Below are 24,326 nucleotides of genomic sequence, written 5' to 3'. Positions count from 1 at the left end.
CAAGCGTCGGCACACGGCGCCTCGCCTGGTGTGGCCCGGCGATCTCAGCACTTGTCCTACAAGCGCCATTTGTGTGCTGATGTAAATTAGAACGCCCGGCCCCGTCTGGCCGTCCAGGCCGCATTGACGGACCGTCTTGTCGAACCCTTCGCGCCCGCTTGCTGCGGGCTGCCATGCAATCAACAACGGAGACACCCCATCCATGAATGAACTCATGGCCTTCTGGGCCGAATGGCTCAAACCGTCGGCAGGCCTGCCTACGGTTCAGTGGTCCATCCTGCTCGCCCTGGCCGCCTTTATCGGCCACCTGGTTCAGCGTTATGGCGGTGTACCCAAGGTGGTGGGTTATTCCGCGGTCGGTGCCTTTGCCGGCCTGGCCGGCTTCACCGGCGCGGCCTGGCCGCTGCAGGGCACGGGTCTGTTTCTGCTCGAGCTGGGCGTGGCCGTGGTGCTGTTTGAAGCCGGCGGTCGTATTCCGCTGCGCTGGTTTCGTCACAACCCCATGGTGCTGGTGCAAAGCCTGGCCGAATCAACACTGACCTTTGTCGCGGTGTACTGGACACTGACCTTTTTGGGCATGCGTGAAGCTGTGGCCGAACCGCTGGCCCTGTTGGCCATGGCGGCTTCGCCGGCCGTGTTGTCGCGGGTCATCATGGACACCCGAGCCTCCGGCCCCGTGACCGAACGGGCCATGGTGCTGTCCACCCTGAGCACCTTGTATGCGCTGACCTTGTGCAGCGCCCGCGCCGGCATGATGGACAGGGGCGAAGCCAGCCTGGTCAGCACGCTGTATCCGGTGCTGGTGGTGTTGGGCCTGTCGGTGGTGGTCGGCGCCGTGCTGGCCCTCACGCTGCGTATCGCGCTGCGTGTGATGAGTCCCACCAGCGAAAACACCGCCATCCTGCTGCTCGCGCTGATCGCCGCGGGTGCGGCCCTGGCCGCCCACTTCGGCGGCTCCGCGCCGCTGGCCGCGCTGCTGGGCGGCATGTTGCTCAAACAACTCAACCCGCGTCCCTGGTCCTGGCCGCGGCAGATGGGCACCGCGTCGGCGATGTTGACCATGTTGATGTTTGTGCTGGTCTCGGTGGTGGCTGCGCAGGCCGACTGGAGCGGCCCGGTGGCCGGCATGGTTGCCGCCCTCGTGGCCGCGCGGGCATTGGCCAAAATTGTCGGCGTGGGCCTGGGCAATGTGGGCAGCGGCGCGAGCTGGAAGCAGGCCTTGTGGGTCGGCTGCGCGATGTCGCCCATGTCCTCGGTGGCGCTGCTGCTGGTGTCTCAGTTTGTCGCGGCCTCGGCCTCGCTGGGCCCGCGCATCGCGAGTATTGCCTTGCCGGCGATTTTGCTGATGGAGGTGTTGGGCGCCACGGTGGCCACCTTGGCAATTTATCGCGCGGGCGAAAGCTCCAAGCCCTGGACACCCCTGTCCTTCAACCGCTCTGCAGGAGATTCCCGTGAGTAACGCATCCACGCCCAGGCCGGCGCCCCAGGGGCTGGAGCCTTTCCAGAAATCCGAGGCCCTGTCCCTGGGTGTCGAGCTGGAATTGCAACTCGTCAACACCCACGACTACGACCTGGCCCCCTACGCCGAAGACATGTTGCGCCTGATGCACAAAACGCCGCTGCCCGGCAGCGTGGTGCCCGAGATGACGTCCAGCATGATCGAAATTTCGACCGGCGTCTGCCAGTCCTCCTCCGAGGTGCTGGGCCAGCTCACACAGATCCGCGATGCACTCGTCAAAAGCGCCGACAAGCTCAACATCGCCGTGGTCGGCGGCGGCACCCACCCGTTTCAGCAATGGCACGAACGCCGCATTTACGACAAGCCGCGTTTTCGCGAGCTCGGCGAGTTGTACGGCTACCTGTCCAAGCAGTTCACGATTTTCGGCCAGCATGTGCATGTGGGTTGCCCCGATGCCGACACCGCGCTGCTGACCCTGCACCGCATGTCGCGCTACATCCCGCACTTCATCGCGCTGTCGGCCTCCAGCCCCTATGTGCAGGGCCAGGACACCGCCTTCGATTCGGCGCGGCTCAATTCGGTATTTGCTTTTCCCTTGTCGGGCCGCGCACCGCTGGCCCTGACCTGGGACGAGTTCACGGTCTACTTCGACAAGATGACACGCACCGGCGTGGTCAAAAGCATGAAGGATTTTTACTGGGACATCCGGCCCAAGCCAGAGTTTGGCACCATCGAGATCCGCGTCTTCGACACCCCGCTGACCATAGGCCGCGCCTCGGCGCTGGCCGCTTACGTGCAGTCGCTGGCGGCCTGGTTCATGCACGACCAGCCCTTCATGCCGACCGAAGACGACTACCTGGTCTACACCTACAACCGTTTCCAGGCCTGCCGCTTCGGGCTGGAGGCGGTCTACGTCGACCCGGCCACCGGCGAACACATGGCACTGCGCGACCACATCCTGATGACCATGGACAAACTCGGGCCCCACGCCGGCCCACTGGGCGCCAGCAGCGGCATCCACCTGCTGCGCAGCAGTGTCGAGTTGTCCAACAACGATGCACGCTGGTTGCGCGAGCGGCAGGCCAAGGAAAACCTGCTGGCCGAAGTGATTCGGCAAGCCGCGCTTAAATTCCGGGGGTTGCCGGTTTAGGCTGCAGTGTCTTCATGCGACTCAGGCTGAGCTATTCAGGGGATGAACTACTGCGAGTCAACGGCCTTGAGTACTTGTCCGAAAAATTCGTCGGCATGCGCGGAGTTCAGCCATCGCACCACGACGACCATTTGCCTCTCGGGCTCAATCCAGGTGAATGAGCTACCGGCCCCCACCGCGAAATAGCTGCTCGCCGGCAAACTGGGAAACATCTTGCGCTCGTGGTTGAGCCAGATCAGATAGCCATAGTACGGTGCGAGCGCACCAGGCTCCTGCATGCGCTTGATCCACCCGGCTGACAAAACACGGCGTCCGTTGAACTGTCCGTCATGGAGCAGCATCTGGCCGATCAAGGCCTGGTCTTCGGCGGAAATCGACATACCGCCGCCCCAATGCGTCCCCCCGGGCACCGATTGCACGCGCTGGCCCGCGATCTCGGTCCAGGCGTTGTCATATCCCACCCACTTCCAGTTTTCGCTGGCGCCCACAGGACGCATGATGAACTCCCGAAATACATCCGGCAGCGGCCGCTGGAACAGATGGAGCAGAGCCAGCGACAACTGGTTGATCCGGACATCGTTGTATTCCCAATAGGTGCCCGGCGTCTGCAATGGGCGCAGATCGCCCTTCTTGCCTGAAGGAGGCGCACCAAAAGTCACCGCGCGGTAATGATCAGCCTGATCGATGAGTCCGAAGTAGCTCCCGCCCCACTCGCTCGTCTGCTGAAGCATTTGCGACCAGGTGACCTGCGCGTTGTTGCCCTCATCAAATCCGATGCCAGGAACACGCTTCCCAATGGGCTCGTCGACGTCTGGCAAGAGTCCCTGGTCGTGAGCGACACCGGCCAGCAATGCCAGATACGTTTTGGCGACGCTGAAGGTGAGGTCGGCGCGCTGCGGCTCTCCCCATGACACCCATTTTTCACCTCGCACCAAGATGGTTCCAGAGACTGGTCCTCGCGAATGAACCGGGCCCAGCAACTTGTTCCAGGGTGGAGGGTCCTGCTGATGGACACCCCAATTACCAGTCACTTCCCGGTCCCAGGTACTTTCATGGTCGATGGAGAACTGCACCGCCTGCTCTAAGACTTTTTGTCGCATCAAAAACTTTCCTTCATGGTTATTGCATTGGTTATGTGGGGTGAATGAACTGACCATCGTGGCCCAAAGTTTGCTTAGGGTAAGCACTCTCGTTGCCCGTAAAAATTGTATACAGAATACAAAATTATTGCTGTATTTTTTCACAACTTCGATTCACCAGCTCTACGCTTTTTTCTTGGCTCACCATCTCGATGTAATTGCATACAAAATATTTCGCACTAGCCACCACCCATTTGTCCAGGCCTAAAAAGGAAATCCATGATCCGCAAATCCCGTGTTTTCTCGTCCATGAAGATGAACCCGCACCTGCTGAAAGGAATCGCCGCGTGCCTCTTGTCCGCTGGCGCCCTTGGCGTCAGCAGCCCAGCCTTGGCGGACAAGAAAAGTGACACCTTGCGCATGGCCTACGACCAGGCACCTGAAAGCGTCGACCCTTACTTCAACAATGTCCGCATCGGCGTCATCATTGCCGCCAACGTCTGGGACACCCTGCTGTACCGCGATCCGCTGACCAACGAGTACAAAGGTCAACTCGCCAAGAGCTGGAAGCAGATTGATGACAAGACGCTGGAATTCGAGCTTCGCGAAGGCGTGAAATTTCACAACGGCGAAGAGTTCGACGCGGACTCTGTCGTCTACACGCTGACCTTCGTGGCAGACCCCAAGAACAAGGCGGTCACCCAGCAAAATGTCAGCTGGATAGACAAGGTCGAAAAACTGGGCAAGTACAAGGTCCGCGTGATCAGCAAGAAGCCCTTCCCCGGTGCCAAGGAATACCTGTCCACCACGGTCGCCATCCATCCCGCCAAGTACTACAAGGAAGTGGGACCCAGCGGCATGAACGCCAAGCCCGTGGGCACCGGCCCCTACAAGGTCGCGGAATACATTCCAGGCAAGTCCATCACACTGGAAAAAAACACCAACTATTTCAAGGACTCGCCCAAGGTTCAGCCGACCATAGGCAAGGTCCAGGTCCGCTTCATCCCTGACCGTCAGACACAGATGGCCGAAGTCATCTCCGGCGGCGCGGACTTCATCATGCACGTGCCGCAAGACCAGGCCAATCAGTTGAAGACCGTTCCATCCGTGCAGGTGGTCAGCGGCAACACCATGCGCATCGTGTTCATGCAAATGAACATCATGGAGGGAACACCATCGCCGGAACTGAAGGATGTCCGTGTCCGCAAGGCGATAGCACACGCGATTGATCGCAAGGCCATCATCAAGAACATCGTCGGCCAGGGCTCGGAACTCCTCAATACGATGTGCACGCCATCACAAACCGGCTGCACCGAAGAAGGCGCCACCGTCTACAACTATGACCCGGCGCTGTCGAAAAAACTGTTGGCCGAGGCCGGCTACCCCAACGGCTTCAGCATTGACATCGTGGCGTATCGCGAGCGCCAGCAAACGGAAGCCATCATCAACTACCTGCAGGCCGTGGGCATCAAGCCCAAGCTGAGCTATCTGCAATATGCCGCGATGCGCGACATGATCCGCGCCAACAAGGCCGGCCTGACGCACCAGACCTGGGCCTCCAACCTGGTGAATGATGTGTCCGCCTCCACACCGGTGTACTTCGGCTTCGGCAGCGATGACATCACCCGTGACCCGGAAGTCCGTGACCTGCTGGACAAGGGTGACCACACCATAGACCTCGCGCCGCGCAAGGAGTACTACAAAAAGGCCTTGAACCTGATCGCCGACAAGGCCTACGCCGTGCCGCTGTGGTCGCTGCCGGTCTATTACGTCGCGCAAAAGGATGTCTCATTCAAGCCCTACCCGGACGAGCTCGTGCGCTTCTGGGAAATGAGCTGGAAGAAGTAACAGGAAACTGCCCCCATGTTCGTTTACGTACTCAAACGCTTGGGGTTGGCGGTCCTGGTTTCCTTCACGGTTTCCATACTCGCCTTCCTCTTGCTGCATCTCTCGGGCGACCCCGCCGTCGCCCTCGCGGGCGAGGGGGCCAGGCAGGCCGATATAGACATGGTCCGGCAAACCTATGGCCTGGACCGTCCGATTCCCATTCAATATGCCGACTGGCTCTGGAAGCTGGTGCACGGCAACTTTGGCACCTCGGTCTATTTCAAGACCGACGTCGGTCCACTGATCATGGACAAGCTGGGCACGACCTTGATGCTAGGCATCTGTGCCCTGGGCGTGGCACTGGTGGTTTCCGTGCCGCTGGGCGTTCTGGCCGCCATTTACAAGAACAGCTGGATAGACCGTCTGTGCCTGGCCATTGCCGTGCTCGGGCAGGCACTGCCCAACTTCTTCTTCGCCCTGTTGCTGATCATGCTTTTTTCGATCTCCTGGCGCATCCTTCCCGTCTCGGGCAGCGACACCTGGCAGCACTTTGTCATGCCTGCCATTGCCCTGGGCTATTACGTGGCGCCCGCCTTCATGCGGCTGATACGCGCCGGCATGATTGAAGTACTGGGCGCCGACTACATCCGGACCGCCCGGGCCAAAGGCCTGCCGGTCAGCACCGTGATCTTCAAGCACGCACTGCGCAACGCCATCGTTCCGGTGGTCGCGCTCGCAGCCGTGCAACTGGGCTTTTTGCTCGGCGGCTCCGTCGTCATAGAAACCATTTTTGCCTTGAACGGCATCGGCTACCTGGCCTACCAAAGCATCACCTACAAGGACTTCCCGGTGATGCAGGTGATCGTCTTGCTGCTCTCCGGCATCTATGTGCTGCTGACGCTCGCCTCCGACATCGCCAACGCCTGGCTGGACCCCCGCATTCGAGTGGCCTGAACATGAACACCACCACACTCGCCACTTCACGGCCTGCCGTCGGGAACCCCATGTCAAAAACCAGCGTCCTGATCCGTCGGGTAAGACGCAACAAAGCCCTGATGTTCGGCGGCGGCCTGCTGCTGGCCATGCTCTTCATGGCCATCTTTGCGCCCTTGCTGTCGCCACACGACCCTTATGCCCAGGACTTGGTGAACCGCACCGTGCCGCCGTTCTGGGACGACAAGGGCAGTTGGCTACACCCTCTGGGCACCGACCAGCTCGGCCGTGACTATCTTTCCCGCCTGTTTTACGGTGCCCGCATTTCCCTGCTGATAGGCGTAAGCGTCGCGCTCATTTCCGGTGTCATAGGCACCACCATGGGCATGCTGGCCGGCTACTTCGGCGGCAAGACCGACATGCTCGTCTCGTTCATGATCACCACCCGGCTGGCCATGCCCGTCATCCTGGTGGCCCTGGCCACGGTGGCGATCATGGGCGGCTCGCTGTGGGTCATCATTGCCGTGCTCGGCCTGCTCAAGTGGGATCGCTTCGCGGTGGTCATGCGCAGCGCCACCCAACAGGTGCGCTCGCTCGAGTACGTTGCTGCGGCGCAGGCCGCAGGCGCCTCCACAACCCGCATCATTCTGGGTGAGGTGCTGCCCAACGTGGTGCCGCATCTGATCGTGATTGCCACACTGGAAGCGGCCAGCGCCATCTTGCTGGAAGCCTCGCTGTCCTTTCTCGGCCTGGGTGTGCAGCCGCCGCTGCCATCGTGGGGCCTGATGATTTCCGAAGCCAAGGCCTATATGTTCTTCTCGTTCTGGCTGATCGCCATTCCCGGCAGCGCGCTGGCCTTGCTCATTTTCGCCATCAACCTGGCGGGTGACGGCCTGCACGAGGCCCTGACGCCCCAGGATAAGGCCGACGCATGAGCAAACAGAAACTGGTGCTAGACGTTCAGGGCCTGAACGTCGATATCAAAACCCCCAAAGGTATGCTGCATGCGGTGCGCAACGTCTCCTTCCAGGTGCATCGCGGTGAAACGCTGTGCCTGGTAGGTGAGTCCGGTTGCGGAAAATCCATGACCTCGCTGGCCATCATGGGCCTGCTGCCCAAGGCGGCACAGCGCACAACAACAAGCCTCTCCTTGCTGGGCGAAGACCTCAACCAAGTCTCATCCAAGCGCCTCAACGACCTTCGCGGCGACAAGATGGCCATGGTGTTCCAGGAGCCCATGACGGCGCTCAACCCCGCCTACACCATAGGCGAGCAGCTCATAGAGCACTACTGCCACCACAAGAAGGCGCCGGCAGGACAAGCTCGCAAGCGCGCCATAGCGCTGCTGGACAAGGTCGGCATCGCCTCGGCCGCGCAACGCCTGGGCCAGTACCCGCACCAGTTGTCGGGCGGACTGCGCCAGCGCATCATGATCGCCATCGCCCTGATGTGCGAACCCGAACTGCTGATCGCCGACGAGCCCAGCACCGCGCTAGATGTCACCATCCAGGCGCAAATCCTGCGCCTGCTGGCCGATCTGCAAAAGGAGCTGGGGCTGGCCATGGTGCTCATCACCCATGACCTGGGCGTGGTGGCGCGCATTGCCGACCGTGTCGGCGTGATGTACGCCGGCCAGGTGGTCGAATCCGGCAGCGCCGAGCAGATTTTCTCGGCACCCAGGCACCCCTACACCACCGGCCTCATGAGCTGCATCCCCATCCCGGGTCGCACCCCGGCGGGCGGAAAACTCGGCACCATTGCCGGCGTGGTTCCCTCGCTGATAGGCGAGCTCAAGGGTTGCGCCTTCCGTGACCGCTGCGACCACGCGCAGCCCGCCTGCGAGCGGCCAATCCCCAGCTACGGCGTGCCCGAAGCACACAGCTGGCGCTGCATCCACCAAGAGGGAGTGGGCTTATGACCGCCTTGATCCAAGCCAATGACCTGAATCGGTCTTTCACCGTCAACGCCGGCATGTTCCAGCCGCGCCAGACCCTGCATGCCGTCAATGGCGTCACGCTCAAGCTGGCGCGCGGCGATGTGCTGGGCATTGTGGGCGAGTCCGGCTGCGGCAAATCCACGCTGGCCCGCATGCTGCTGGGCCTGACGCCGGCGAGCAGCGGCACTGTCGAGATCGACGGCCAGGACATCGCCAAGCTGGGCCGGCGCGAACTCACCCGCCGCGTCCAGCCGGTGTTTCAAGACCCCTACTCCTCACTCAATCCGCGCAAGAGCATCGTCTCCATCGTGTCCTTTCCGCTGGAGGTGCATGGCATAGGCAGCGCCGCCGAACGGCGCACCAAGGCCATGGAAATGCTGGAGCGTGTCGGCCTGCCGGCCCGTTACGCCGACAACTCGCCGGGTCAGCTGTCCGGCGGACAGCGGCAGCGCGTGGCCATTGCACGGGCGCTGGTGATGAAGCCGGAAATCGTCATTTGCGATGAGCCGACTTCCGCCCTTGATGTCTCCGTTCAGGCGCAGATTCTCAACCTGCTGATGGAGCTGCGCCAGGAATTCGATCTGACCTATGTGTTCATCAGCCACAACCTGGCGGTGGTCCAGCACATTGCCACGCATGTGGCCGTCATGTACCTGGGCCGCGTGGTCGAAACGGCAGCCACCGAGACGCTGTTCAAGCAGCCGCGCCACCCCTACACACAGGCCTTGCTCGCCTCGGTACTGACACCCGAAACCGGTCTGGGCATTCCCGACATGGGCCTAGGCCTGTCTTTTCCCGATCCGCTCCATCCGCCAACCGGATGCCCTTTTCATCCACGCTGCCAGCAGCGGCTGGCCAGCTGCGACAGCCTGCGCCCGCCGCTGGCGGCGCTGGCCGGCGACATGCAGGCCCAGGTCGCCTGCCATCTGTACGCACCCACTTCTCAAGAAAGCATCTTGTCATGACACGAGACCAAGCCATCAGCCACGTCCAGCAGCATTTCGACAGCGGCAGCTTCCAGGCCACCATGACACGCCGCGTCGCCATCCCCACCGAAAGCCAGAATCCCGAACGCGGCCGCGAGCTCAAGTCCTACCTAGAAGACGAGATGCGTCCGGCCTTCGAGGCCATGGGCTTTAGCTGCGAGCTGATGACGCATCCCAAGGCGCTGGCGCCTTTCTTGTACGCCGAACGCCTAGAAGGCTGCGATCTGCCCACGGTCTTCGGCTACGGCCATGGCGACGTCATTCGCGGCCTGGACAAGGAATGGAAAGAGGGCACCAGCCCCTGGCAGCTGACCGAAAAGGACGGCCGCTGGTACGGCCGCGGCATTGCCGACAACAAGGGGCAGCACACGGTCAATATGGAAGCCCTGCGCGCCGTCATAGAAACGCGCGGCAAGCTCGGCTTCAATGCCAAATACCTGATTGAAATGGGAGAAGAAACGGGCTCCGGCGGCCTGCGTGAACTCTGCGCCGAAAACCAGCAGCGTTTTGCCGCCGACCTGCTGATCGCCTCCGACGGCCCCCGTCTTCGCGCCGAACGCCCCACCGTGTTCCTGGGCTCACGCGGCAGCGCCAACTTTGACCTGTCCATCGAAGCCCGCGCCGGCGGCCATCACTCGGGCAACTGGGGCGGCCTGATCTCCAACCCCGGCATACAGCTGGCCCATGCCGTTGCCAGTATCGTCTCGCCCAGCGGCCAGATCCGCGTGCCCGAGTGGGTGCCCAAGGAACTGCCGGCATCGGTGCGCCGCGCGCTAAGCGATTGCGAAGTGGACGGTGGCGCAGACGGTCCGGTGATCGAACCCGAATGGGGCGAACCCGGCCTGTCGCCGGCAGAGCGCGTCTTTGGCTGGAGCTCGTTCGAAGTGCTGGCCTACAAGACCGGCAACCCCGACACCCCCGTCAACGCCATCCCGCCGCGCGCCTGGGCGCGCTGCCAGCTGCGCTTCGTCGTCGGCGTGGATGCGCAGGAAATCGTGCCGGCCCTGCGCCGCCACCTGGACCGCCAGGGCTTTCCCATGGTGAAGATCTCGACCACCGGCGAGGCGCTGTTCGTGGCCACCCGGGTCGACCCCGATGACGCCTGGGTGCAATGGGCGACGGCGTCCATCGCCAAGACCAGCGGCAAGAAACCCGCCGTGCTGCCCAACCTGGGCGGCTCGCTGCCCAACGACATCTTCACTGATGTGCTGGGCCTGCGCACCGTCTGGGTGCCGCACTCCTACCCCGGCTGCTCGCAGCATGCGCCCAACGAGCATCTGCCGCCGGAGTTGCTGCGCGAGGGCCTGACGGTGATGGCGGGCCTGTATTGGGACCTGGGCGCGGGCCAGACGCCCGCCCGTACGTAACCAAAAGCCGGCGGCGGCGCCTTCGTGGGCCGCCATCCGCCGTGGGAGAATGGTCCCCAACCATGGGTGAATTCGACCTGATCGCACGCTATTTCACACGCCCCACGCCCCACGCCGTGCTGGGCATAGGCGACGACTGCGCGTTGTTGCAGCCGGCCGCCGGCATGCAACTGGCCATTTCCAGCGACATGCTGGTCGAAGGCCGGCACTTTTTTGCCGACGTCGATCCGAGCACCTTGGGCCACAAAGCCCTGGCAGTCAACCTCAGCGACCTGGCGGCCTGTGGTGCCAGGCCGCTGGCCTTCACCCTCGCGCTGGCGCTGCCGCGTGCCGACGAGCCCTGGCTGGCGGCGTTTTCACGCGGCCTGTTCGCGCTGGCCGACAGCCATGGCTGCGAGCTGGTCGGCGGCGACACAACGCAAGGCCCGCTCAACATCTGCATCACGGTGTTTGGCGAAGTCCCGGCCGGCCAGGCGCTGTTGCGCTCCGGCGCACGCAGCGGCGACGATATTTATGTCAGCGGCACGCTGGGGGATGCGCGACTCGCGCTGGATGCGCGGCGCAACAACACCCCGCTGCCCGCCGCCCTGCAGGCGCCGGCCAAAGCGCGCCTGGAAAAGCCCACGCCACGCGTGGCACTGGGCCTGGCCTTGCGCGGCGTGGCCAGCGCGGCCATCGATGTCAGCGACGGCCTGCTCGGCGACCTTGGCCACATCCTCAAGGCCTCCGGCGTGGGCGCGTGCATCGACACCTCGGTCGCTCTTCATTTGATAGCTGCTTGCGCTCATCCTGCCTGGGCTACAGGCCTTTTTTCCTTGGAAAAGCAACTGGACTGCGTGTTGGCCGGCGGCGACGACTACGAGCTGGCCTTCACCGCGCCGGTGTCAGCGCGTGAGGCCGTGCTGGCGGCGTCGCTGCAGGCGGCCACACCCGTCACACGTCTCGGCCAGATCGAAGCGGCACCAGGCCTGCGTCTGACCGATGGCGACGGCCGGCCGGTGATACACCGCTTCAGTTCCTTCGACCACTTCGCCTGATCATGGCTCAGCGCCGCGCGCCCACAATACGACGAGCCAACAGCGCCGCCAGCGCAGGCGCCACAGCAAAACTGGCAAACAGCCAGACCGCGGCCGATTGCGCCCCGGCGTTGCCGCCCGGCTGTATCAAACCGGCCGCGTTGACCACCAGCCCCGCCACCGCCGCCCCCACCGCCATGCCGTAAAGCTGCACCGTGGTGATCGAGGTCGAGGCCAGGTTTTCCTCGCCGGGCCGGGCCAGCGACAACACACGTGTCAGCAAATGCGGCCAGCCGGCACCGACGCCAAAACCCGCACCCGCCAGCGCCAGCCCCATGCCAATCGTCTGCAACACGGGCTCCATACGCGCCACCGGCATCAGCAGTGCCAGCGCCGCCAGGGACAAGGTGCCCACCACCGGCCCCAGCCGCAACATACGTTCGGCGCCGGCGCCGCTGCGGCCAGAGGACAGCAACGAAGCCGCGCTCCAGCCACCGGCCATGGCAGCCGTCAGATAACCCGCCGCCAGCGGCGAAAAGCCGTGCAGATGTTGCAGAAAATAGGGCACAAAAATCTCGGTGGTGGTGCCTATCAGCAGCAGCGCCACGCTGGCATAAATCGCACCCAGCGGCGTGAACAAGGCGTAAGCCCCGGTGGGCAGCAGCCGCACTGTTGCATGCCGGTCCACCCGTGTCACCGCCCAACCCAGCGCCAGGCCGACGACGACCACTGCCACCTGCGCCAGCGGGGTGCTAAACAGGCTGGCCATCGCGATACACAGCGCGGACGAGATCAGCAAAACAATCTGCGCCAGTGGCAAGGCCGCAGGTGGCGCCTTGCCAGCGTCGGCGCTTTCACCGGCGTGTGCCGGCAGTTGCGCAGACACAATCAGCGCCTGCACCAGGGCCACAGGCAGCAACGCCCAGAAGGCCCAGCGCCAATGGCCCAGTTGCGCAAACACACCGCCGACGGCCGGCCCACACAAGGTCGCCACGCCCCACATGCCGGAGACCAGCGCCACCGCGCGTGGCCAGAGCCTGGCCTCGAACATGTAGCGAATCAGCGCATAACTGAAGGCCGCCAGCACACCGCCACCCAGGCCCTGCACCGTGCGGCCGGCCAGCATCCAGGCCATGCTGGGCGCCAGTGCGCAGGCGATGCTGCCGAGCACAAACAGCGCCAGCGCGGCCAGGTAGCCGCGGCGTGGCCCCAGTTGCTGCAGCAGACGTGCCGACAAGGTGGCGCCCAGGATAGACGCCACCACAAACAAGGTCGTGTTCCAGGCATACCAGGCGACGCCGCCTATGTCTTGCACCACCGAGGGCAGCACCGTGGTCACGATGTGCACATTGATGGCATGCAGCGCCACGCCCCCCGTGACCGCCACCGCTCGCCAGGCATTTCGGCCCGACATCAGTTCGCCCCAGGAGGCGGTGGGTGAGATGTGAGCCTGAGGCGGAACGGTGGTGGAAAGCTGGGTCATGGAGGCAATCAATGGCAGGCCGCCTGAAGCAACCAAATACAAAAGTAATTACTTGGATAATACTCGACGCACCCGAATTAGGCAAGTAAACTCTTGCTTAATATGACACCCCGCTCCACCGCCGACCGCATCCTTCAGCTGCTGAAAAGCCGTGGCGCCAGCTCGACGGCCGAGCTGGCCAGCGCCTTGCAAACCACCACGGAAGGCGCGCGCCAGCAGGTGAACAAACTGGTCGAGGCCGGGCTGGTGCGCGGCACCACCGAAGCGCAGGCCGTCCACGCCGGTGCCGGCCGTCCGGGCCAGGCCTGGGTCTTGACGGCAGCCGGCCACGCGCATTTTCCGGACCGCCATGCCGAGCTCACACGATCGCTGATAGACACGGTGCGCCAGGTTTTCGGCGAAGCCGGTCTGGAGCGCCTGATCGCCCAGCGCGAGAACACGTCCCGCAGCGCCTACCTGCAGGCCTGCGAAGACCTGACCGAACTGGAGCCGCGCCTGCGCAAGCTGGCCGCGTTGCGCGACGAAGAAGGTTATATGGCGCGGCTGGAACGCGACGGCCGCGACTGGTTGCTGGTCGAAGACCACTGCCCGATCTGCGCGGCGGCGCAAAGCTGTGAGGGCTTTTGCCGCTCCGAGCTGGACATTTTCCGCGAGGTAGCGGGCTCCCGCGGCAACTTACGCCGCGAAGAACACCTGATCGCCGGGGCGCGTCGCTGCGTTTATCGCATCACGCCCGTTGCTGTGCCCAGGCCGGAAAAAGCTTAACCAGTTCGGCCGTGTGCTCGCCAGCGATGCCCCGAGTTGGGAGCATCAAGGCGGCACTTGGCCTGCGGCGGCTTGATCACATGGGCTGCGCCGTTGACACACCCTTGCGCTTGCCGAGCGTCGCATGCATCACGTCCACAAAACTCTGGCTGGCAGCCGACAGTGAACGCCCGCGCTTGGTGACCACCGAAATGTCGCGCGACACCTGTGGTCCGCTGAGTGTCTTGACGACCAGGTCCGGATAAGCAGAACCGGTGGCAAAGGCCGATGGCATGATGGACGCCCCGAGTCCGCTGGCCGTCATCCACAAGGCGGTCGAGAGAAACGACACCTCGTTGACCACGTCCAGCGCCACGCCCGCGCCAGAGGCGGTGGCGTCGATCATGGGCCTTATGCCATAACCGGGACGCACCGTGATCACCGGGTGTCCGGCCAGATCGGCCCAGCGCACGGACTTCTTGCGCGCCAGCACATGATCGGGTGCACAGACCAAACTCAGATGATCGTGCATCAGTGTCTGCAGGTCGGCGTCGGCCAGCATTTTCTCGGGCGTGCCAATACCAAAGTCCACATGTTCGTCGATCACGCGGGACATGAACTGCTCGGGCGCGCAGTCGTCCACCACCACATGGATGTCGGAGTACAAGGTGGCAAAACGACGGATAACGGGTGGCATCACGATAGCCGCCAGCGTGGGTGTGATCGCCACACATACGCGCCCGCGACGCAGGCCGCTCAGGTCGCGGAAACTGCTGCCCAGTGAATCGACGTCACGCAGGATGCGCTCTGCCACCACAACGGCCTCCCTGGCCGCCTGCGTCGGCTGCAGGGAACGGGTGGTGCGGTCGAACAGACGCGTCCCCAGGCCCTGCTCTATCTGGCGAATCAGCACGCTGATGGCGGATTGCGTCACAAACAGCTGCTCGGCGGCCGCGCTGAGTTTGCCCAGCTGGTAAACCGCAACGAAAGCACGCAACTGGCGCACCGTTGGCGCGAATTTTTTATTCATATGAAAATTTCATAATTCATTCGCAATTTATCATTTTACGAATGAATTGGATTGGGTTTCAATCGCACTTGGAGACAAGGCAGTCCGCAGTGGCCGCCACCCATTCAAACAAGGAGACATGCATGCACCCCATCGTTCGCGCCCTGCTGGCGCTGGCCGTCGGCACTGCCGTGATGGCCGCCAGCGCCCAGACCGTTGATTACCCGCACAAGCCCATACGTCTGGTCGTGACCTTTCCACCGGGCGGCAGCGCCGACGTGATCGTGCGCATGCTGGTCCCGCGGCTCAACGACAAACTCGGCCAGCAGGTGGTGGTGGACAACCGACCAGGCGCCGGCGGCAACATCGGCCTGACCGTGGTGGCCAAGGCCCCGGGCGACGGCTACACGATTGGCGTGGGGGCGGCCGGCGGCCTGTCGGCCAATGTCAGCCTGTACGCGCAGATGCCCTTTGATCCCATCAAGGATTTCAAACCCGTCACCATGCTGGCGGCCATTCCCTTTGTGCTCATCGGCCACCCGTCGGTCGCCGCCAAAAACCAGCGCGAGTTGATTGCGCTGGCCAAGGCGACACCCGGCAAGCTGTCCATCGGCCACGGCGGCAACGGCACCGCCATGCACCTGTCGGCGCAACTGTTCAGTCAGATGTCGGGCACGCAATTCGTGGAGGTGCCTTACCGCGGTTCCGGCCCGGCCGCCCTCGATGTGCAGTAGCGCGCCGTTTGGTTTGAGCTAGAGAAGCGTTTGGTTTGATCCAGCATTTAAGCAACAAAACGCCGCAATTGTGAACCAGCATTAAAACGGCTTTGAAGAGCGTTCATGGCTCCGGCGCTATTCGGTGAAGCTGAATTCAGTCTTGCAGTGCTTGCACCTGGCCAAGCCAGTTCCGACCGGGCTAGTAAGAGGCACAAGCCGCCCCTCGTTGCCAGCCATGAAACAAACCGGACAGGGCAGCGGTTGGCCTGGATGGCCAACAGCCCAATTCCAGCCAGCCTCCCAGCCGTTCAGCACCGGCTGACCTGCACCAGCCTCATTCAGCTGGCGCAGGCATTCGTCATGAAGATGATCCAAAGCAGCCATGGCGTCCCTTTCAATCGAAGCCCACAGTATGACTGTCAGGGTTTGAAGTTGCTGATCACCAGCTCGCCCTTGGCATCCCGCCCCTTCCCTGACGCCCCTACCGTGTAGTTGACCGTGATCCGCTTCATGGTGTGCCCTTTGAAGGCCTGGCGCATTTCCGGGATGTCGTTGACGCTGACCACTGCCTTGCCCTTCATGGTGCCCATGAGGGCGGCCATCTGGTCGTAATGCTCCAGCCCGAACTCGACGCCGTAACCCTGGGTGCCCCAGTACGGCGGATCCAGGTAGAACAGGCTGTGCGGCCGGTCGTAACGCTTAAAGCAGTCTGCCCAGCTCAAGTTCTCAATAAACACCTGGTGCAGGCGCAGGTGGACGGCGCTGAGCTGCTCTTCCAGCCTTAAAAGGTTCAAGCGGGCGCCACTGGTCGTGGCGGTCCCAAAGCTCTGGCCATCGACCTTGCCGCCGAAACCGAGTTTTTGGAGGTAGAAGAAGCGCGCCGCCCGCTGGATGTCCGTCAGGGTCTCAGGCGGGGTTTCCTGCAGCCATTGGTAAATCTGGCGGCTGGCCAGCGCCCACTTGAAGTGCCTGACGAACTCTTCCAGATGATGCTGGACGACCCTGTACAGGGTGACCAGGTCGCCATTCACATCGTTCAGCACCTCTACCTTGACCGGCTCCTTGATGAAAAAGAGCGCGGCCGCCCCGGCGAAGGGCTCAACGTAGCAGCTGTGGTCGGGGAACAAGGGCAGGATGTGGGGCGCCAGGCGGCGCTTGCCACCCACCCAAGGCACCAGTGGCATGGCTGGGGCGTCTGCCCCGTTCGGGTTGTTAAGGGGCGCTACGGCCCCGGTTTTGCGCGTCATTGTCGTTTCCATTCTTGGACGACGCTCGACGGCGTGCTGGTGGGGCGCTCTGGCTGCTGGGATCAGCGGCACTGGCTCTCAAGATGTTCAAGGCCCCACAGCGGGGGCACTTGATGTTTAGGCTGGTGTAGCGGCCTTCGCCCAGCTTGCGCTGGCAGCTGCCGCACCGTATTTCTTCTAGCTTTTCAGGCATTTAGACCGTGTAAACCACCGCCTCCATTGCAGCGCGACCAGCCAGCTCGGCGGCTGCTACGCCTTCGGCGTCCACAGCCTGGCGGATGGCCAGCTTGGCCCGCAGTCTGGCGGCGCCGCGCAGGTCAAAGGCGACGGCCTGCGCCTCGGTCCATTTTTGAACCACGACATTTGCGGCCTGCTCATTGGTCACGCCGTAGCTCTCGGCCAGGGCTTTGACGCGCTCGGGCGCTGGCTCAGCCTGGTTTTCCAGCCAGCGCTTGGCCACCATGTAAGCCGCATCGTATTCAGCCTTCAGGGCGCTGTTGGGCACGGCTTGGTCGAACAGTGCCTGATAGTGGCTGTCGATGGCGGCTTGTGCGGCCGCCTTGGCAGCGTCCACCAAAGATATCAATTCTGCCCACTCGCCCTCGACCAATTGCCACCGACCGGGCTCAAGCAAAAAATCATCAGGAACATCAACGGGCAAGTCAGTACCGTTGCTGTCAACATAGCCCCACGCGGTCAAAACGCCGGACGCGTCAATAAATGCTTTTTTCATCAGGAATCTCCATTTGATACGGCGTAACCGAAAACGGCGATGGTTAGCGCAACACTCGTATCCGACACCGTGTACAAAACACTCTGACCCACGTTGGGCACGGTGATGCCTTGATTCGCGTAGCCGGAGATCGTCACGTTCAAAGACGCGAAGATGACGCCAGCAGCGAGGCGGATCGAAGCCGACCGGGAGGTGCCCGCCCCATTGCTGAGCGAAAAATCCAAATGCGCTCGCAGCGCGTTTGGGGGCACATACGGGGCCAGACTAACCGTCGCCTCGGCGGTAGACGTGCCTCCGGACAAGGCGAGCTGCGTCGCTTGGTAGCCAACCCACCCGCCGCGAACGTAGACCCGCCTCAGAATGCTGGCCCCGTCGTACCACTGCGGGTGCGAATATGCCCAATGCGTGTAACCCGCGGGCAGCGCTGGTCCTGCGGTGGGTGGCTGAAGGCTAGAAAGTGTGATCAACGTTCCGGTCGAGGGGTTCAGGGCCCAATAGAAATGCACCCATGAAGACGCCGGGAACACTGCGGCTCGATCCCGCCCATTGGCGGCAGGACCGGCCACTGTCACGTCGTTGGTGATGGTGCCCGGTGCCGCCTTGCGGATGGTCTCGCCGGTTGCGGGGCTATACACAATGACAACATCGGCGAGCAGATCGACCTTGGAATTCGGGGTAGCGGCGTTGCTTTGGGAAGCATTGTTAACGCAGCGCGAAAAGCCCTCTTTCAGCCCGTCAACAAAGGCGACAGTAGACCAAGCGGCGCCGCCGTCTGAGGCTACCTTGCAGGCTTTGCCGGGGCTGAGCGTGAAAGAAGTTAGAGCGCCGTCAATCGTATCTGCCCCTGCGCGGTTGACTGTGGCCATGTTTGCCGAAGCGTCTTTTCGTCGGAAGTCAAATTTCAAAGCCGACAGCGCGTTGGCCGCTGGCAGCGTGACGCTCGCGTTGCCAGCCGTCGCGTCCATGATCACCAGCCCGGCGTGGTCTTTAGTCAGCACAAACGGCGAGTTAGCGGCGTTGACCGTCGTGACATTGCCGCCGAAAGCGGCCTTTAACGCGCTGAGCAGCACCTTATAGGTGGCGGGCACTGCTGGGTCAAACTGCGCGCCCGCCTGACCGCCGAATTTGACGACCTCCATCAAGGACCATATCAACGAATTCATGTCTTTTTTTGTGACCGCCGTCGGGACAGCGGCATTGTCCTCATGCCGGTTAAAGCCCGTGCCCGCGTCAACAACAAAGGCGTTTGATTGGGTGTAATCCATGGGTTTTCCTCAGATAAAAATGACGTTGACTTCATACCGGGCGTGCACGATGCGCTGCAGGTAGCAGGCCAGCTCGCCGCCGTTCAAAGTGCCGATGCGCAGGCGGTCGCCCACGCGGTTGACGCCCACGCGAAAAGGGGCGGTTTCGAGCGTCACTGTGATCCACAAGCGGCCATTGAGCGCGCCCAGCCGCTCGCCCACCCGGTTACGGCCCACACGGAACGGCGTGTTGTAGCGGACGGTCGCCTTGTAGCCCAGCCAGGCGCAGATCGCCTCGATGGAGCCGGTCGCCGCAGGGCTCGAATCCCCATAAAACAACTCAACTGGCCGTAGCCTGGCCAGCAACAGCTTGCGGCGCAGGGCCAGGGGCTGGTCAAGTCCAAAGCAGGCATCCGGCAGGCCGGTGGATTCTTCCCATTCGGCCATGCGGTTGACGGTGGTGGCCGGTTGCCACTGGCGCACCGTTTCCGCGACGACTTCGTGGTGTTCGTTAAACGATGCCGCCACGCCCCTGATCACCCGCATCAGCGTCGAGCGCGGGTCGCGTGGCCATGCGAAGCCGGTGGGCAGCAGGTTGGCAAGGGACTGGAGAAACTTTTCCATCACGGGACAAAGGTAAAACTGCCCGACGCCAGCAACTCATAGATGCTGGCCACCGTGAAAATCCCGCCCTCGGTCAGCACGGGCGACATGATGTTGTGGTTGTACTCACCGGGCGAGGCGCTGATCACTTCCTTGACGTGGCTGTGCGGAATTTGCCCACCGGGAATCGCTTCGCGGAAAAACAGGTCTTGCACCGCCGCAATGACCGCCTTGCGGTTATCCGCCGTGTCCGGCGTGATGGACAGCACCCAGTTCTTGGTCACCGCCGTGGGAATGATCACAAACAGCTCATCGGGCGGGCCGCGCTTGGGGTCGCGTATGTAGTCCAGCACCTGGCGCTGTTGCATGGCGCTGGGCAGGCCCGGCGCTACATTGCCATCGGCCATGATGATCACGCCCGCCGAGGTCGGCCCAGCCGGGTTGCGCACGCCCCACGCTCGCGTGATGCCAGGTAGCTGCAACGCCCAGCGCACATAGTCTGCCGGGCACCCGCCCATGGGTTCATTGCTCAGGCGCTGCTGCAGGCGGTAAATGGCCTGGTCGTCGCTTTCCTGGTCCGCACCGCCGCCCAGACCGTCTACGCCGACGGTGAAGGCCGAATCAATGCCGTTCATTGGCGATACAAGCGTCAGCTTCAGCCCCGCCACGGCGTTGCCGGCAATGCCGGTCACGGTGGCAATCAGGCCAGGCGTGACCGTGCCGCCAACAGCCACGGCGACGTCTGACGTGACCCTGAACTGTCTGCCCTGGTCGTCGGCCATCAGCGTGCCGGTGGTCAGCAGCGTGCCGGGCACCCCCGTGCCGCCAGCCGGGCCGATAGCTGCAGCGGGCTCTTTGCGCTTCAGGCCGTAGGTTTCCAGCCAGCCGTCCAGAAACTCGCCGACCGACTTGATGGGGATGGCCTGCCGTGCGATGAAGTCGCGCAGGTAGCGGTAGGCGCCGTGCAGCCCGGCGCCCTCTACAAAGGCCAGCGCCTTGACGTTGGAGCGCGCCAGCTCCAGATCGACGGAACTGAGCGAGGCCGGGTCGGCAACCTGCGCCGCCTGTGACAGGCTTTGCTGCAGCAGGCGAGCGGCGTTTTCCGCCGCTTGGCGGATTGAGGGGATGGGTACGTTTAGAGGGGTCATTGGCCGAACCTGCGGATGGATGTGCCCCACAGCACGTCGTAAACGGGCGTGACCTGGTTGGGCTTGTAAATCTGCGGCCGAACAGCCAGCCGGTCGAGGCCTTCGCCGGTCCACAGGGCGGTCACGTCAACGCGGCTGGCAATGCCAGCGCGAATGAGCCAGCGCAGCCCTTCCTTGCAGGTGAACTCGACCATGCCCAGTACGTCGTCTGTCACCTTGCCGGTGTAGTACAGCCATAGCAGCGTGCCCCAGTCGTCGCGCTGGTCGGTCGCGCTGCTGGCCATGAACTCATCGCCCACCCAGCCGCGCCGGTTGGTTTCATTCGCTGGCAGCATGTCGTCAAGGCTGGCCCGTGCGTCTGTGAAGAGCGAAAGGATGATGGGTGTTGCCAGCGTGTCTTCCAGCTCCAGCGCATAGGTGACCAACTTCTCAACAAACTGCTGCGGCGCGCCGGTTGGGCTTCCGAAGTCTGTCCACGGGTAGTCGGACGGCGCTGTCGGCAGGGTCAGCCGCCAGTCAAACGGCACAACGCTGGCCATGCCGCCGCGTGCGCTGCTGGGGAGGGGTCGAGTAGCCACATCAAACATGCAGCCAGTCTCGGTTCTTAAGCGTTTTGGGTCTTGGTGAAACGCTTCACCAGCGGGGTCAGTTGTTTGGCCCGGTGCGGACGCCCGTCTCGTTGTGGTCGTGGCCGTCGAGGTTCTTGCCCGCAGCCGTCACGCCCAGCGCGCTAACGCGGCCCGCCGCAAAGGTGGCATTACCGCCACCTGTGAGGCCGTTTTTCACATCCAGCGTGTCGCCGACCGTGGCCTTGGTCGACATGGCCACGGTCGGCGTGTTCAATTCAACCTTGACCGCCGCGTTGACCCGGTAAATATCACAGTTGGTCTCTACCACCTTACCGTCGCGCAGGGTCACGTTGTGGCCTTCCTTGTGCCATACGCTTACCTCGTAAGCGGCGAGCCTGGGGCGGTCTGCAATACGGTCCATACGCAGAACGATCACGGTGCCGTCAATGGTCAAAACCAGTCCTTGCCCGTCCACCACGTTGGCGGCAAAGCCGTAATCCTGCATACGCTCGATAGCGTCCTTGGCATCGTTCTCCGTTGCCTCGGTGCGCACGGTCTGCACCAGGCCCTCTTTCAGGCTGCGCAAACGCGCACGGCGCAAGAAGATGGCGGGCGTACTCACCGTGCCCCGCCTTGCGCCTTGTCACGCGGTCCGCGTGCGTGGTTGGTGGTATTGCCCTTGTTCCCGAAGTTGCGATGCTTGACCTTGGTTTTGAGTGGCGCGGTGTCGTAGGCCTCGATGGGCCGCACGACGACCTCTGTCACGTCGCCCTCCTTGAGCGTGCAGTGCTGCTTGACTTGGCAAAGCAGCCATTCCTCACCGTCAAGACCGGCAATGTCGTCATACACCGGCACGCGCTGATTCAGCGGCCACGGCGCGCCCTGGTGCGTCCACCCCTCTAGCAGGTACTTGAAGCCGAAGGCGTGGCCACGTCGGACGCGGGCGGTGTGGTCAACCAGGGTCTGCAGATCGGCTTGCGTGATGTTGCCGTCAGCGTTGATGACCAATGGCATGTAGCGGGTCACCTCGGGGTCTTTGGCCATGGCCTTCAAGCTGCGGGAAGTCTCAAAGTCGGCAATAGTGTTTTGCTGGCCGTAGGCGATGTACTGGCTGTGACGTTGCTCATCAGAGCCTATGCCCTGCATGCTGATGACGTTTTGGCCGCGCACGATGGCGCCGGTGAATTTGGTGGTGCCCGCCTTGGTCAGCAGCAGGCGGCCAAAGTCGTCGCGGGTGACCAGCACGCCGCGCAGCCGGGCCGCCCTGGCCAGAGCGTCAACCACCGACTCACCGTGGGATAGCTTGAAGTCATGCAGGGGCGCCCCGGTGTCGGCGTCCACCTTCACCTCTATGCCATAGGGCGCCAGCAAGTCCCTGGCGACCTGCTCAAGCCGGGCGTTGCGCCACTGGCCGCCCTTGTGGATGGCCGAGCAGCGCACCAGGTCGCCCGTGCGGTCGCGGCCTGTGACGCGGTAGCCGCAGTTGTCCTTGTCGTAAAACGGCTCAGCGGCCAGCACAGAGCCGGTAATGACCTGCACGCCGCCAATCCGCACCGTTATGGCGTCCTGGCGCTTGATGGCCGGGGGCTGACCGGGAATCATGGACACGGGGATGCTGAAAGTGCCACTGATCGCCTCAAGGCTGCGCTCGACTTCGCTTTCCAGCCAGCCTTCGTACTCAAGGCCTTTCACCTCGACCGTGATCTTGACGTTGTCCCGTGGTACGCGCCGCTCGGCCATCAGTCGTGCCTCACGATGCGCAGCGGCCTGCCGGGCTGCGCCAGCAGCGGGTGGCGAATGTGCGGATTCATGGCCATGATTTCGTCTGCGTAGTCCGCCGTGCCAAACAGCTTGTAGCTGATGGACCAGATGGATTCCCAGCCTTGCGGCGTGTACGTCGTCAGGCGCACCAGGTCACGGCTGCGCACCTGCAGGTCGGCCAGCGCTGCGGTGTGCAGTTGCCGCATGGCGTCATGCCATGAGGTGGCCGTCAGCCCGCCCGACGGCGTCATGCTGGACGCCTCCATCAACAGGCGCGTGCACTGGTTGTTAATGACCGTGCGCAGCGCCAGCGCTTCGTCATAGGCTGTCAGGTCGGTATCGGCCACCACCTGCACATAGCTCGCCGTGGCCAGCGTTTCGAAAAGCTGGTCACTGGCGGCGGTCAATTGGGTCAACTGCTGGCGGGCGGCGGTATCGGTCTGCAGGGCGGCCGGATTGCCCGCGCCGTAGATCACCAGCCCGGCATCACCGCTGCCCCCCGCATGGCCGCTACTGGCCGGGGCCGGGATCACAAAGCTTTCAAAGTCGTTTCGGGCGACCTTTTTATCAAGGTCAAACCCCCAGCTAAAGGCGCTTTGAAAGGCTGCGGCGGTCGCTGCCTGCAGGTCGCTCGGCAGGCTGAACAGGTTGGCGATCTCGCTGGCCAACTGCTGGGGCACACGTACCAGGTCGCCCAGATTGGCGCGCATGGTCTGGTAGCCGCCGATCAGCCCATTGCTGTAGTCGCCCAACCCGGTCTGCACGCCCTTGAGCTGGCCCCACACGCCGTCTAGCGACGAGGTCAGGTTCTTGATGGCGCCGTTGACAGCCCAGCCCGGCGCCTTGAGTAGGTTCCAGTCAATCTTGAACTGGTCCTGCGCGGCCTGGGATGCCGCCTTGGCCGCGTCTTTGGCCTGGCTGCCGGTGTTGGCCACGCCCACCGGGTAGCGGCGTGCCTCGGCCCGAACAAAGGTCAGGTCGAAGCGGGCCATGCCGCCCTCTGCGGTCGGGTTCTCCTTGATCGTGGTCTTGCCCACCACGTAAACGCGGATCGCGCCGGCCGTTGGATGAATCAGCACGCGCTCGCCCGTCAGCACTGCACGCAGCGCCTCGCGCTGTTCGATGTAATCGTCGCCAATCACATAGGCTGAAAACTTGATCTCCTCCACGCCATCGCCCATGCGAAAGACAGTCGGCAAGTCCTGAAATGGGTATTCGCGCAGGACAGTGTTGTCACCGAAACTGACGTCGATGCTGTCCACGTGAAACGGCACACCGGCCAGGCTGGCGCGTTTGAGTTGTTCGAGCCAACCCAT

The 24,326-nt window shown here is 63.1% G+C and carries 24 protein-coding genes; 11 read left to right on the top strand and 13 right to left on the bottom strand.

The genetic code is table 11. The annotated features are described in order from the left end of the window. Window positions 1-202: 202 nt before the first annotated feature. Both ACHMXK_RS20965 and ACHMXK_RS20960 read left to right on the top strand, forming a co-directional pair. Window positions 203-1,459, top strand: a complete 1,257-nt coding sequence (locus ACHMXK_RS20965) for a cation:proton antiporter (RefSeq protein WP_397442623.1) — start codon at window positions 203-205, stop codon at window positions 1,457-1,459. After that, complete coding sequence (locus ACHMXK_RS20960) at window positions 1,452-2,609, top strand: YbdK family carboxylate-amine ligase (RefSeq protein ID WP_397442622.1); 1,158 nt, start codon at window positions 1,452-1,454, stop codon at window positions 2,607-2,609. The genes ACHMXK_RS20965 and ACHMXK_RS20960 overlap by 8 nt, the downstream gene beginning before the upstream one ends. 47 nt (window positions 2,610-2,656) lie before the next feature. On the opposite strand, the gene ACHMXK_RS20955 is transcribed toward ACHMXK_RS20960, so the two are convergent. Further along, a complete protein-coding gene (locus ACHMXK_RS20955; protein ID WP_397442621.1) occupies window positions 2,657-3,709 on the bottom strand; it encodes a serine hydrolase domain-containing protein in 1,053 nt (350 codons plus the stop codon). 258 nt (window positions 3,710-3,967) lie between these two features. Here ACHMXK_RS20955 and ACHMXK_RS20950 point away from each other — a divergent pair, with 258 nt between their 5' ends. The 7 genes from ACHMXK_RS20950 to thiL all read left to right on the top strand — a co-directional run bounded on the left by ACHMXK_RS20950 (window position 3,968) and on the right by thiL (window position 11,774). Beyond that, window positions 3,968-5,536, top strand: coding sequence for an ABC transporter substrate-binding protein (locus ACHMXK_RS20950; protein ID WP_397442620.1), 1,569 nt, complete (start codon window positions 3,968-3,970; stop codon window positions 5,534-5,536). Window positions 5,537-5,551: 15 nt separating this feature from the next. Then, window positions 5,552-6,469 (top strand): ABC transporter permease, encoded by a 918-nt coding sequence (locus ACHMXK_RS20945; protein WP_397442619.1) that lies wholly within the window; start codon window positions 5,552-5,554, stop codon window positions 6,467-6,469. A 2-nt stretch (window positions 6,470-6,471) separates the two neighbouring features. Next, a complete protein-coding gene (locus ACHMXK_RS20940; RefSeq protein ID WP_397442618.1) occupies window positions 6,472-7,383 on the top strand; it encodes an ABC transporter permease in 912 nt (303 codons plus the stop codon). After that, window positions 7,380-8,366 (top strand): ABC transporter ATP-binding protein, encoded by a 987-nt coding sequence (locus ACHMXK_RS20935; protein ID WP_397442617.1) that lies wholly within the window; start codon window positions 7,380-7,382, stop codon window positions 8,364-8,366. Before ACHMXK_RS20940 ends, ACHMXK_RS20935 begins: the two co-directional genes overlap by 4 nt. Next, window positions 8,363-9,349, top strand: a complete 987-nt coding sequence (locus tag ACHMXK_RS20930) for an ABC transporter ATP-binding protein (RefSeq protein WP_397442616.1) — start codon at window positions 8,363-8,365, stop codon at window positions 9,347-9,349. Before ACHMXK_RS20935 ends, ACHMXK_RS20930 begins: the two co-directional genes overlap by 4 nt. Then, window positions 9,346-10,737: a M20 family metallopeptidase gene (locus ACHMXK_RS20925; protein ID WP_397442615.1), complete on the top strand. Its 1,392-nt coding sequence runs from the start codon at window positions 9,346-9,348 to the stop codon at window positions 10,735-10,737. Before ACHMXK_RS20930 ends, ACHMXK_RS20925 begins: the two co-directional genes overlap by 4 nt. Before the next feature lie 62 nt (window positions 10,738-10,799). After that, window positions 10,800-11,774, top strand: coding sequence for a thiamine-phosphate kinase (gene thiL / locus ACHMXK_RS20920; protein WP_397442614.1), 975 nt, complete (start codon window positions 10,800-10,802; stop codon window positions 11,772-11,774). 7 nt (window positions 11,775-11,781) lie between these two features. Here thiL and ACHMXK_RS20915 read toward each other — a convergent pair whose 3' ends face one another. Continuing rightward, window positions 11,782-13,236 (bottom strand): MFS transporter, encoded by a 1,455-nt coding sequence (locus ACHMXK_RS20915; protein ID WP_397442613.1) that lies wholly within the window; start codon window positions 13,234-13,236, stop codon window positions 11,782-11,784. Window positions 13,237-13,338: 102 nt separating this feature from the next. Between ACHMXK_RS20915 and ACHMXK_RS20910 the strand changes: the two genes are divergently transcribed. Beyond that, on the top strand, window positions 13,339-14,001 hold the full coding sequence (locus ACHMXK_RS20910; protein WP_397442611.1) for a helix-turn-helix transcriptional regulator: 663 nt from the start codon (window positions 13,339-13,341) through the stop codon (window positions 13,999-14,001). A gap of 76 nt (window positions 14,002-14,077) precedes the next feature. On the opposite strand, the gene ACHMXK_RS20905 is transcribed toward ACHMXK_RS20910, so the two are convergent. Then, window positions 14,078-15,010, bottom strand: coding sequence for a LysR family transcriptional regulator (locus ACHMXK_RS20905; RefSeq protein ID WP_397442609.1), 933 nt, complete (start codon window positions 15,008-15,010; stop codon window positions 14,078-14,080). A gap of 122 nt (window positions 15,011-15,132) precedes the next feature. Here ACHMXK_RS20905 and ACHMXK_RS20900 point away from each other — a divergent pair, with 122 nt between their 5' ends. Next, entirely contained in the window at window positions 15,133-15,723 is a 591-nt protein-coding gene (locus ACHMXK_RS20900) for a Bug family tripartite tricarboxylate transporter substrate binding protein (protein ID WP_397442608.1), read from the top strand. A gap of 401 nt (window positions 15,724-16,124) precedes the next feature. Here the strand turns inward: ACHMXK_RS20900 and ACHMXK_RS20895 are convergent, their stop codons facing one another. The 10 genes from ACHMXK_RS20895 to ACHMXK_RS20850 are packed head-to-tail and all read right to left on the bottom strand — an operon-like array spanning window position 16,125 to window position 24,326. Continuing rightward, window positions 16,125-16,952 (bottom strand): DNA adenine methylase, encoded by an 828-nt coding sequence (locus tag ACHMXK_RS20895; RefSeq protein ID WP_397436581.1) that lies wholly within the window; start codon window positions 16,950-16,952, stop codon window positions 16,125-16,127. Next, on the bottom strand, window positions 16,918-17,145 hold the full coding sequence (locus ACHMXK_RS20890) for a Com family DNA-binding transcriptional regulator (protein ID WP_397436579.1): 228 nt from the start codon (window positions 17,143-17,145) through the stop codon (window positions 16,918-16,920). Before ACHMXK_RS20890 ends, ACHMXK_RS20895 begins: the two co-directional genes overlap by 35 nt. Next, window positions 17,146-17,685 (bottom strand): hypothetical protein, encoded by a 540-nt coding sequence (locus tag ACHMXK_RS20885; RefSeq protein WP_397436577.1) that lies wholly within the window; start codon window positions 17,683-17,685, stop codon window positions 17,146-17,148. Continuing rightward, the gene (locus ACHMXK_RS20880; RefSeq protein ID WP_397442607.1) at window positions 17,685-18,950 is read right to left on the bottom strand and encodes a hypothetical protein; all 1,266 of its coding nucleotides are present in this window, start codon (window positions 18,948-18,950) and stop codon (window positions 17,685-17,687) included. The genes ACHMXK_RS20885 and ACHMXK_RS20880 overlap by 1 nt, the downstream gene beginning before the upstream one ends. 9 nt (window positions 18,951-18,959) lie before the next feature. After that, on the bottom strand, window positions 18,960-19,553 hold the full coding sequence (locus ACHMXK_RS20875; protein ID WP_397436573.1) for a putative phage tail protein: 594 nt from the start codon (window positions 19,551-19,553) through the stop codon (window positions 18,960-18,962). Next, window positions 19,553-20,680, bottom strand: coding sequence for a baseplate J/gp47 family protein (locus tag ACHMXK_RS20870; protein WP_397436571.1), 1,128 nt, complete (start codon window positions 20,678-20,680; stop codon window positions 19,553-19,555). The genes ACHMXK_RS20875 and ACHMXK_RS20870 overlap by 1 nt, the downstream gene beginning before the upstream one ends. After that, complete coding sequence (locus ACHMXK_RS20865; RefSeq protein WP_397436570.1) at window positions 20,677-21,267, bottom strand: phage GP46 family protein; 591 nt, start codon at window positions 21,265-21,267, stop codon at window positions 20,677-20,679. Before ACHMXK_RS20865 ends, ACHMXK_RS20870 begins: the two co-directional genes overlap by 4 nt. Window positions 21,268-21,325: 58 nt before the next feature. Beyond that, on the bottom strand, window positions 21,326-21,871 hold the full coding sequence (locus ACHMXK_RS20860; RefSeq protein WP_397436568.1) for a phage baseplate assembly protein: 546 nt from the start codon (window positions 21,869-21,871) through the stop codon (window positions 21,326-21,328). Beyond that, window positions 21,868-22,989, bottom strand: a complete 1,122-nt coding sequence (locus ACHMXK_RS20855; RefSeq protein ID WP_397436566.1) for a phage baseplate assembly protein — start codon at window positions 22,987-22,989, stop codon at window positions 21,868-21,870. Before ACHMXK_RS20855 ends, ACHMXK_RS20860 begins: the two co-directional genes overlap by 4 nt. Beyond that, on the bottom strand, window positions 22,989-24,326 hold the full coding sequence (locus tag ACHMXK_RS20850; protein WP_397436564.1) for a DNA circularization protein: 1,338 nt from the start codon (window positions 24,324-24,326) through the stop codon (window positions 22,989-22,991). The genes ACHMXK_RS20855 and ACHMXK_RS20850 overlap by 1 nt, the downstream gene beginning before the upstream one ends.

It is taken from the genome of Polaromonas sp. UC242_47, assembly GCF_044452385.1.
GTDB lineage: Bacteria > Pseudomonadota > Gammaproteobacteria > Burkholderiales > Burkholderiaceae_C > Polaromonas.
The sequence above is the reverse complement of the archived record's forward strand: the minus strand, read 5'-3'. Positions and strand labels throughout refer to the sequence as shown.